Origin of the sequence: Chroococcus sp. FPU101, from assembly GCF_017312365.1 — a bacterium.
Classification (GTDB): Bacteria; Cyanobacteriota; Cyanobacteriia; order Cyanobacteriales; family Microcystaceae; genus Chroococcus.
Map to the genome: position 1 here is coordinate 1 of NZ_BLJI01000073.1, position 8,556 is coordinate 8,556.

At 37.0% G+C, this 8,556-nt stretch carries 8 protein-coding genes and 2 pseudogenes; 6 read left to right on the forward strand and 4 right to left on the reverse strand.

The window, feature by feature from the left end:
• Positions 1–3: 3 nt before the first annotated feature.
• Positions 4–904: pseudogene (locus CFPU101_RS24550) on the forward strand (IS982 family transposase).
• Here CFPU101_RS24550 and CFPU101_RS26090 read toward each other — a convergent pair.
• A complete protein-coding gene (locus CFPU101_RS26090; RefSeq protein ID WP_206818428.1) occupies positions 901–1,185 on the reverse strand; it encodes a J domain-containing protein in 285 nt (94 codons plus the stop codon). The pseudogene CFPU101_RS24550 and the gene CFPU101_RS26090 sit on opposite strands and share 4 nt — an antisense overlap.
• Positions 1,186–1,254: 69 nt before the next feature.
• Positions 1,255–2,535 (reverse strand): WD40 repeat domain-containing protein, encoded by a 1,281-nt coding sequence (locus CFPU101_RS24560; protein WP_206818421.1) that lies wholly within the window; start codon positions 2,533–2,535, stop codon positions 1,255–1,257.
• A gap of 194 nt (positions 2,536–2,729) precedes the next feature.
• Between CFPU101_RS24560 and CFPU101_RS24565 the strand changes: the two genes are divergently transcribed.
• The 4 genes from CFPU101_RS24565 to CFPU101_RS24580 all read left to right on the forward strand — a co-directional run bounded on the left by CFPU101_RS24565 (position 2,730) and on the right by CFPU101_RS24580 (position 6,859).
• Complete coding sequence (locus tag CFPU101_RS24565) at positions 2,730–3,728, forward strand: IS630 family transposase (RefSeq protein ID WP_206818422.1); 999 nt, start codon at positions 2,730–2,732, stop codon at positions 3,726–3,728.
• A 183-nt stretch (positions 3,729–3,911) separates the two neighbouring features.
• Positions 3,912–5,705 (forward strand): ABC transporter ATP-binding protein, encoded by a 1,794-nt coding sequence (locus CFPU101_RS24570; protein ID WP_206818423.1) that lies wholly within the window; start codon positions 3,912–3,914, stop codon positions 5,703–5,705.
• 101 nt (positions 5,706–5,806) lie between these two features.
• A complete protein-coding gene (locus tag CFPU101_RS24575; protein ID WP_206818424.1) occupies positions 5,807–6,280 on the forward strand; it encodes a hypothetical protein in 474 nt (157 codons plus the stop codon).
• A 279-nt stretch (positions 6,281–6,559) separates the two neighbouring features.
• Positions 6,560–6,859 (forward strand): hypothetical protein, encoded by a 300-nt coding sequence (locus tag CFPU101_RS24580; protein WP_242578247.1) that lies wholly within the window; start codon positions 6,560–6,562, stop codon positions 6,857–6,859.
• 202 nt (positions 6,860–7,061) lie between these two features.
• Here CFPU101_RS24580 and CFPU101_RS24585 read toward each other — a convergent pair whose 3' ends face one another.
• A complete protein-coding gene (locus CFPU101_RS24585) occupies positions 7,062–7,568 on the reverse strand; it encodes a pyridoxamine 5'-phosphate oxidase family protein (RefSeq protein WP_206818426.1) in 507 nt (168 codons plus the stop codon).
• Positions 7,569–7,657: 89 nt separating this feature from the next.
• Positions 7,658–7,852 (reverse strand): hypothetical protein, encoded by a 195-nt coding sequence (locus tag CFPU101_RS24590; protein WP_206818427.1) that lies wholly within the window; start codon positions 7,850–7,852, stop codon positions 7,658–7,660.
• A gap of 88 nt (positions 7,853–7,940) precedes the next feature.
• Here CFPU101_RS24590 and cas12k point away from each other — a divergent pair.
• Positions 7,941–8,556, forward strand: a pseudogene (gene cas12k / locus CFPU101_RS24595) (type V CRISPR-associated protein Cas12k); the annotation flags it as partial.

An 8,556-nucleotide genomic window follows, 5' to 3' on the forward strand; every position in this document is an offset into this window, starting at 1 on the left:
TTCTTGATCTTCCTTTTCTTCTTTCTATTTAATTTTACGCTACAATTCGCAACTTGGTATCAATGGCAAAAAAAACTGTTGTCTAATGGAGGGAAAAAAGGAATTCGAGCTAAAAAACTTTGTTTAAGCGAAATTATGACTATTTTAAGCGCTTTTCACGCTTGTCACTACCGAAACTTCAAGCATTTCTATCTTAATCAGGTTAAAGAGTATTGGCACTCAGCTTTTCCTGGACTTCCCAGCTATCAGCGATTTGTAGAATGGATACCTTCAACCTTAATTCCATTATGTGTCTATCTTCAACGTTGTTTTGGTAACTGCACGGGTGTTAGTTTTGTAGACTCGACTAGCCTCAGAGTTTGTCACAATCGGAGAATTATCTCGTCACAAAGTCTTTAATGGTTTAGCACAAAGGGGGAAAACCTCCGTAGATTGGTTTTTTGGCTTCAAACTCCATTTGGTAGTTAACGAACTTGGTCAAATCTTAAATGTCCAACTTACTCCTGGCAATTTTGATGACCGTTGCCCTATTCCTAAATTACTTAATGGTCTTTTTGGCAAAGTTTTTGCTGGTCGCCGAAGGCGCAGCGAAGCTGAACGGGGTTATGTCTCTCAAAAGTTGGCGACTCAGCTTCTAAAAGAGTTTGCAATTCAATTTTTTGCCAAACCTCGTCGCAAGATGAAGAATAAGCTCATGAGCCTTCATGACAAGCTTTTATCCCGCCAACGCTTCATTATTGAAACTATTAATGACCAACTCAAAAACATTTCTCAGATCGAACATTCTCGTCATCGCTCGCCTGTTAATTTCTGTGTTAATGTTCTATGTGCATTAATTGCCTATTGTCATCAACCTAAGAAGCCTAGCTTACGTCTTGACTGGCTTTTAGCTCAATCTGCTTAACCCGAACTCAGGTTATTTAAGTCAGGATGATACAGTCGCACTAGAGAACGGTAAGCTTGCTTAACCTCTTTTAAAGTAGCATTTTTAGACACACCTAAAATTGACCACCAATAATCAGTATCTAGCTCCAAAGTTATTTGAGAATTATCAAGCCTTTGACACCATACTTTAATCCCTCGGTCGTGATTTCCTGTAGCCAAAAATTTTCCATTAGAACTAAAACTAACTGGATAGCAACCTAACACTTTTTCAATCAATTCACCCGTTTTTAAATTCCACAACTTAACCTCTTGGACATCTCCACTGGCTAAGATTTCTCCATTGGGACTGATTGCTAAACTTAAAATTGTTTAGTGATGTCTAATTATAGTTTGTTGTAATTCACCTGTTAAAATATTCCAAATTTTTAAGCAACCATCAGTGCTACCACTAATTACACTTTTTCCATCTGGACTAATAGCTATGGCTGTCACTTCTCCTAAATGTCCAGAAAGAGTACAGTAAGATTTAATGCTGCCTCTAGTCCAGAGTTTAATCGTTTGATCAGCACTTCCACTAGCAATAATTTCTCCATTTGGACTAATGGAGACTGACCAAACCGTAGCCAAGTGTTCATTCAAAGTCCTTTTTAATTCTCCTGTATATCTATTCCAAACTCGAACTTTTCCATCAGTTCCACCACTGACAATAAATTGTCTATTGTTTTCAATAGCTACTTGACAAATAGCACCATTATGGCTATTGGGAGAGTTGAGATTTCCAAAAAAACTAGAAAATAAAGCTTTATTTTTTAAAGTCCAAGCCGTAATTCTTTGATCGAAACCACCCGCAATTAAAAGATTTCCATCTGAACTGATAACAACTGTTTGAATTTCGGCTGAACATCCAACAAATGTATAAACAGATGTTGCTTTATTAATGTCCCAAAGCTTGACTGTTCGATCATCACTTCCACTAGCTAGTGTTTGGCAATCAGGACTAAAAACTATAGAAGTTACAGCTTTTTGATGACCATTAAGAACCGTAAAACACTGCCAAGACAAATTTGCACTTTCTTCAATTTGATGTGAATTAATTGGATTGTTAGGTTTTGTTGCTTGAGAGGAAAAATCGGCTTTTAAAGAATTTAACTCATCTTCAATATTAATTGATTGCTCCTCTAACTCTAACCACAGTCTTTCAGTTTCATATTCTTCCGTAGTTTGTTCAAGAAATTGAATATTTGTCCAATAATTACTACTAGATTGATGAGTACTGAAGATTTTTCCGATTCCATAAATCCCTAATCCAACTACTCCTCCTGCTAATGCCATTGAGCCAACACCGAGTCCGATGGCTGTCCCACCAATTCCTAAACCTATGCCTCCTACTGTTGTAGAAACCCCAATTCCACCCAATGAACCTAAACCGATAGCACCTAAAACGGTTGCATCTTTTTCAGTTACCGCTTGAGTAGTTCCATAGGCAGCCGCACCTGCGATCGCACCTACTCCAGTCATGATTCCCATACCGATACCTATTCCGCCAAAACTACCAACTAATCCTATACCTCCAATAGCTGTCGAAACACTAGCACCCGTAACAGAGCCACCAAATACAAAACTGATTCCTTCACTTGAAATGTCTGTCATAATTGCCTAAAAATTAACATCTTCATTTTTAGTTATCCCAATTAATCAAGTTAACTTAACTTTATGACTTAATTTAAGCAAGATATTTGAAGAGATGGTAGATAATTGCTTAATAAGTAGTAATGCAAAATAAGTTACATACTTAAACTCAGAAAAGGGTTAAGCTAAAAGCGAACCTAAGAGCTAAAGCAGTAATGAAATTTATTTCAGATCTAAGCCCAGAAACGATAAATATGTTAAAGAGGATCTACAAACAAAGTAAACATCATAAAGTCAGGCAAAGAGCGCATTGTATTCTTTTAAGTTTTCAAGGGTATAGTTTTGTTCAATTAATGAAAATTTTTGAAGTCAGTAGAAAGACAATGCACAACTGGATAAAAGCATGGTCAGAAAAGAAATTAGTGGGTTTATACGATGAAGCGGGTAGAGGAAGAAAACAAATCTTCAATTCTCAACAAAAAGAAGAAATTCGTTCCTGGGCTAAAGAATCGCCAAAAAATCTAAAAAATATTCTGGGTAAAATTGATAAAGAATGGAGAATTAAAGTTAGTAAAGATACCATCAAGCGAGTTTTAAAATCATTCTTGATGAGTTGGAGAAGATTAAAAAAAGGAGTAGGCGGAGAACCTGACCCAGAAGATTATCAACAAAAAAAACAAGAACTGGAACGATTAAAAAAGCTAGATATTCTAGGAGAAATTGACTTAAGATATTTTGATGAAACAGGGTTTTGCTTAGTTCCTTATGTTCCGGATGCGTGGCAGGAAAAAGGAGCAACGATCACCTTAAAAAGTCGTCAAGGACAACGGTTAAACTTATTAAGGTTAATGAATAAAAGAAATGAATTCTATCCTGATATTTTTGAAGGAAAAATTACCCGTCAAGTCGTCATTACTTATTTAGATAAGTTTAGTGAAACTTTGACTCAAAAAACAGTTATCGTTATGGACAATGCTTCCATTCATCGCAGTGCTTCTCTTGTTGAGAAATGTGCTTCTTGGCAGGAAAAGAATTTAGAGATTTTTTGGCTTCCTACTTATTCTCCTCATCTTAACTTGATTGAAACTCTTTGGCGATTCATAAAGTATCAATGGTTAGATGTGAATGCTTATCAAAATTGGATAAGTTTGGTTAATGCTGTCGAGCAAATCTTGAAAGAATTTGGTACTAAATATGTAATTAATTTTGCTTAAGTACTTATTGTGTTAATAAAATGTTTAGGTTTAAACGTTAAATTTCTAAATTTAGACTAAAATTCTTTGAAAACAGCTAACCGAGTATCTTCTAGTCAAAATCTTAAAAATATCATTCAAACGGATTTAGGTCACAATGATATTGTGTAATACAATATAATTCGTATAAACAAACGCTATCTCGTGCCTACTCATCCGAAACGCTCCCAACCCCTTGCTCGCCTTTTACACTACGGACGTAACTATCGCTCTAAAATCAGGCAAGCTACGCTCTACTCAATCCTCAATAAATTCTTTGATCTTGCGCCTCCTGCTTTAATTGGAACGGCTGTAGATGTAGTAGTTAAACCCCAGGATTCTCTAATCGCTCGGCTCGGAATTGAGGACGTTTTCAGCCAATTATTGATTTTAACGGCTCTCTCGGTCATTATTTGGGGCTTAGAGTCGATTTTTGAGTATGCCTATGAGTATCTCTGGCGCAATCTCGCTCAAAATATTCAACATGATCTTCGACTTGATGCCTATAGCCATATTCAAGACTTGGAATTAGCTTATTTTGAGGAGCGTTCGACAGGTTCTCTGCTGGCGATTCTTAACGATGATATTAATCAACTTGAGCGTTTTTTAGATGTTGGAGCTAACGAAATCTTACAGGTATTGACAACAGTAATCGTCATTGGAACCGCTTTTTTTGTTCTTACACCTGCGATCGCATGGATGACTATTTTACCGATTCCTCTAATCCTCTGGGGTTCTGTTGCCTTTCAAGATTTTTTGGCTCCGCGTTATGCCGATGTTAGAGAAAAAGTTAGCAGTCTTAGTAGTCTTCTTTCTAATAATTTAAGTGGCATAATGACGATTAAAAGCTTTACGACAGAAAAGTATGAGATAGAACGCCTGAGAGTTGAAAGTGAAGCTTACCGTCAAAGTAACCGTAAAGCGATCAAGCTTAGTGCTGCATTTATTCCTTTAATCCGCTTGGTTATCCTTGCAAGTTTCTGTGCGATTCTTCTGTTTGGTGGAATGCAAGTAGCGAGAGGACAGTTAGCCGTCGGAACATACAGCGTATTGGTTTTTCTCACTCAACGTCTATTATGGCCATTGACTCGCCTCGGTCAAACACTAGATCTTTATCAAAGAGCAATGGCTTCAACTAATCGAGTAATGGATCTTTTGGATACTCCTATTGTCATCCATTCAGGCGATCAAGCTTTACCTTCAGGCCAAGTTCGCGGGGAAATCGATCTAAACAATGTTTCCTTTGCTTATCAAGAGGGTTATCCGATTCTAAAAAATCTTTCTTTACACATTGCGGCTCAAAAAAAGATTGCGATTGTTGGTACGACAGGTTCGGGAAAAAGTACCTTGGTTAAGTTGCTGCTTAGACTATATGAAATTAATACAGGAAGCATTATTCTTGATGGCATTGATATCAAAGACATTTTTCTCTACGATTTACGGCGCAATATCGGCCTAGTTAGTCAAGATGTTTTTCTGTTTCATGGTACGGTCAAAGAAAATATTGCCTACGGATGCCCTGAAGCCACAATGGAGCAGATTATTGGAGCCGCTAAATCAGCCGAAGCTCATAGCTTTATCCAGCAATTACCTAAAGGATACAATACAGTTGTTGGAGAAAGAGGGCAACAATTGTCTGGAGGACAACGACAACGACTTTCAATTGCTAGAGCGATTTTGAAAAACCCACCGATTTTAATTTTTGATGAGGCTACATCTGCGGTTGATAACGAGACAGAAGCAGCGATCGCACGTTCTTTAGAGCAGATTACACGTCATCGGACGACGATTGTAATCGCCCATCGCCTCTCTACGATTCGTCATACCGATTATATCCATGTTATGGAATACGGACAAATCGTCGAAAGTGGAACCCACGAAGCCTTAATTCAACTAGAGGGAATTTACGCTAATCTCTGGCGTGTCCAAACTGGAGAGGGACAAATTTTAATTTTATAAAAAGATGGCTGACCGAGAAAAAATGCTCACAACAGCACATTTTTAAAATAGATTATAGACTCTGTTGATTGGTTAACCATAACATTAAATCTTCAACACTGATGAAAGAAAATCCTGTAGAAATTTATCTCAAATCTCCTACCCCATTTATGATGAATAACTGGGATAGATTGCTACCAGATTGGTCAGTTTCACCCCAAACGATCGTACTAGTTTTGCTAAACTCTCATTTTCCTTTAGACGGTGAGGGAAAATTTATTGAACAAGAAAAAGACCGATTATTTAAGGAATTTATAGCATTAGGTGAATATTTTTATTTAGTCAGTCAGCAACAGGGATTTTGTACAGAAATCATTTCACCCAAAGATGGAACGCCTCAATACTCAACTAAAGGCGATCTCATTTTCGATTTAGTCGCTATTGTTCATTACTCATTAGAATTTAACTATTTTAATACGCTCAAGGGCTGTCAACTTCTTAAACATCCAGTGTGGCAGACGGCTATTTATCCTGGGCTTTTTTTATCTGAGGCGACTGTCCTTGAAGTTCAGTCCATTTTGACGAAATTTGTTTGAGGATAATTTTTTGGCTTTTTTGGCTCATTTATTAATGGCAAAGTAAAGGCTAAAATTTTGTTTAATAAAATATTTAGGAGTTATTAGCCGTTAAACAATATACAGGTTAAAATATGATGTCTACGCTTTTTCATCTGAATAAAAGCCATTTTGCCCGTGATCAAGGTTAATTTTTTAAAATCTATGTTGATCTTACTAAAGATATTCACTGTTTTTCTTAATGGGAATCAGATTAATAAATCTTCCGCTCAGAATTTAACTTTTACTTTCAAATCGATATTGAATAAAATTACTTTTGATATTGATATGATTTCGCCAGATGGCTTAGTAGGCGGCTCAGATAGTTTAACCTCTGTAAATTACGAGTTTTGTCTTCCAGCAGATGAGCGTTTTTTAGTGGAAGTTCTATTAATCGATCCGACTCTTAAGTATTATCCTCAGATTCGAGGAAGAATCGGCTGTACAAGTCATCAATATCTTTGTATTGGTAATCCTCATAACCCAAGATGGAAAACAATTTTGTTATCAATCGCTAAATTGGATTATATAGAGAGAATTGACCGATTTTATGGGGAATAAAACAGTTAAGTCAAAAAATAATTACTTTTTAATCACTCACGCAATTAAATATATTTAAAATATTGTAATTTTTTCTAAAACTCGTCATGTATTGAAAAAATACTTTTGTTTTTCTGAAGAGATAGTAGAGAAAAGAAGAAATTGAATAATGTCAAAATCTGGCTAAAATCAAAAAATTAGCCAGATCTCTAAACTCATCTTGTTAAGCCAAATCCAATTTCTCGTTTTCCCCAACGTTTGCCGTTTCTCCAGTAGCAAGAGCTTTCAACAAACTAATCGTGTGGGCGACGAAACTACTTGGAGCATCCCAGTATTCTGCTTTTTCGACAGTGACTTTAAGCAAGGCTAGATCAGGTTCATCTAGTTCTTTGGGAAACCACGCTTTTAATTGCGGTTTCCATAATTCGGCTATTTTTTGACGATCGCGGATCAATTGGGCTGAACCTGATATGGAGACATATTGCTGTTTATGGGGGTCAGCAAAGCTCACATTCACTTGCTGCTGTTGTTCAATCTCGATCACTTTATGCGAACTAGCGTAGGTGAAAAACCAAATGTCACCATTCGATTCGATTTCTCCATTACAAGACATCGGACGGCTTCGTAGACTACCATCTTCATCAACAGTCGTTAACATAGCAATATTGATCGCTTTTACCATCTCTCGCAATTTTTGAATCTGTTCAGAGTGGTTTTTTGAATCTGTCATTTTAAATTCCTCTTTTTTTACTCAAAGCTAATAAAAATTTTTTGATGAGCATCATTTCTTCCAATCAAGTGGAAATCAGTGTCATTTACTTAAACAGGTTTAGATGGAAATTCAGGATCAACTTCTGGTGGTAGTGTAGGTTCTTCGTTAGTTTCAGCGTCAGGTTCAGTCGCGGGAATCGATTCTGTATTAGGCCCCGTTTCTGGATCGGGTTCTGGATAAAACGTCGGGTCTAGATTTTGTTCTGGAGAAGACCCAATAGAGGTGGGATTTTTAGTCAACATGAGTTATGCCCTTACGGTAACTCCTCCACTGTTCCAAATATCTACTCACGATCGCATCTCTCAATAGAGTTAATTTGAAGAATTTCTACATCAACATTCTAGTGCTTTATTTACCCTTCGTTCGGCACGATTTCTTTGGATTGAAGGCGAAGGCAAAGGTCAACCCTGGAATATTCATCATTTAATTCTTCAATGCACAATAGACACCCGTTTATGGACAGCCGAAGGAACCGAACAAGTTAGGCAGGAAAAAGCCGAAGAAATCGCTCAAGTTCTGACTCGCATGAACGAAAAAGGTGATCTTAACGAGAAACAACAGGCTTTTATCAAACGCAAAAATTCTACTTTAGCCAAACTAGATAACCCTTTTCCTCGACCAAGTAAACCTTTATCTCAAGGACAATCTCAAATAGTAGTCGGTGTGGCAATGGGTTTAGAAAAACCTGCTACTGTTGCTGTAGTTGATGCAACAACAGGGAAAGTGATAACTTACCGCAGTCTCAAACAACTTTTAGGGGATCAATATCCTTTACTCAATCGACAGCGACAACAAAAACAGAAGTTATCACATCAACGAAACGTAGCGCAAAAACATGAATCTTTTAATCGCTTTGGTGAATCAGAACTAGGTCAATATATTGATCGACTTCTCGCTAAAGCGATCGTAGAAATTGCTAAAACTTTTGAACCTCTCATGACTTTAG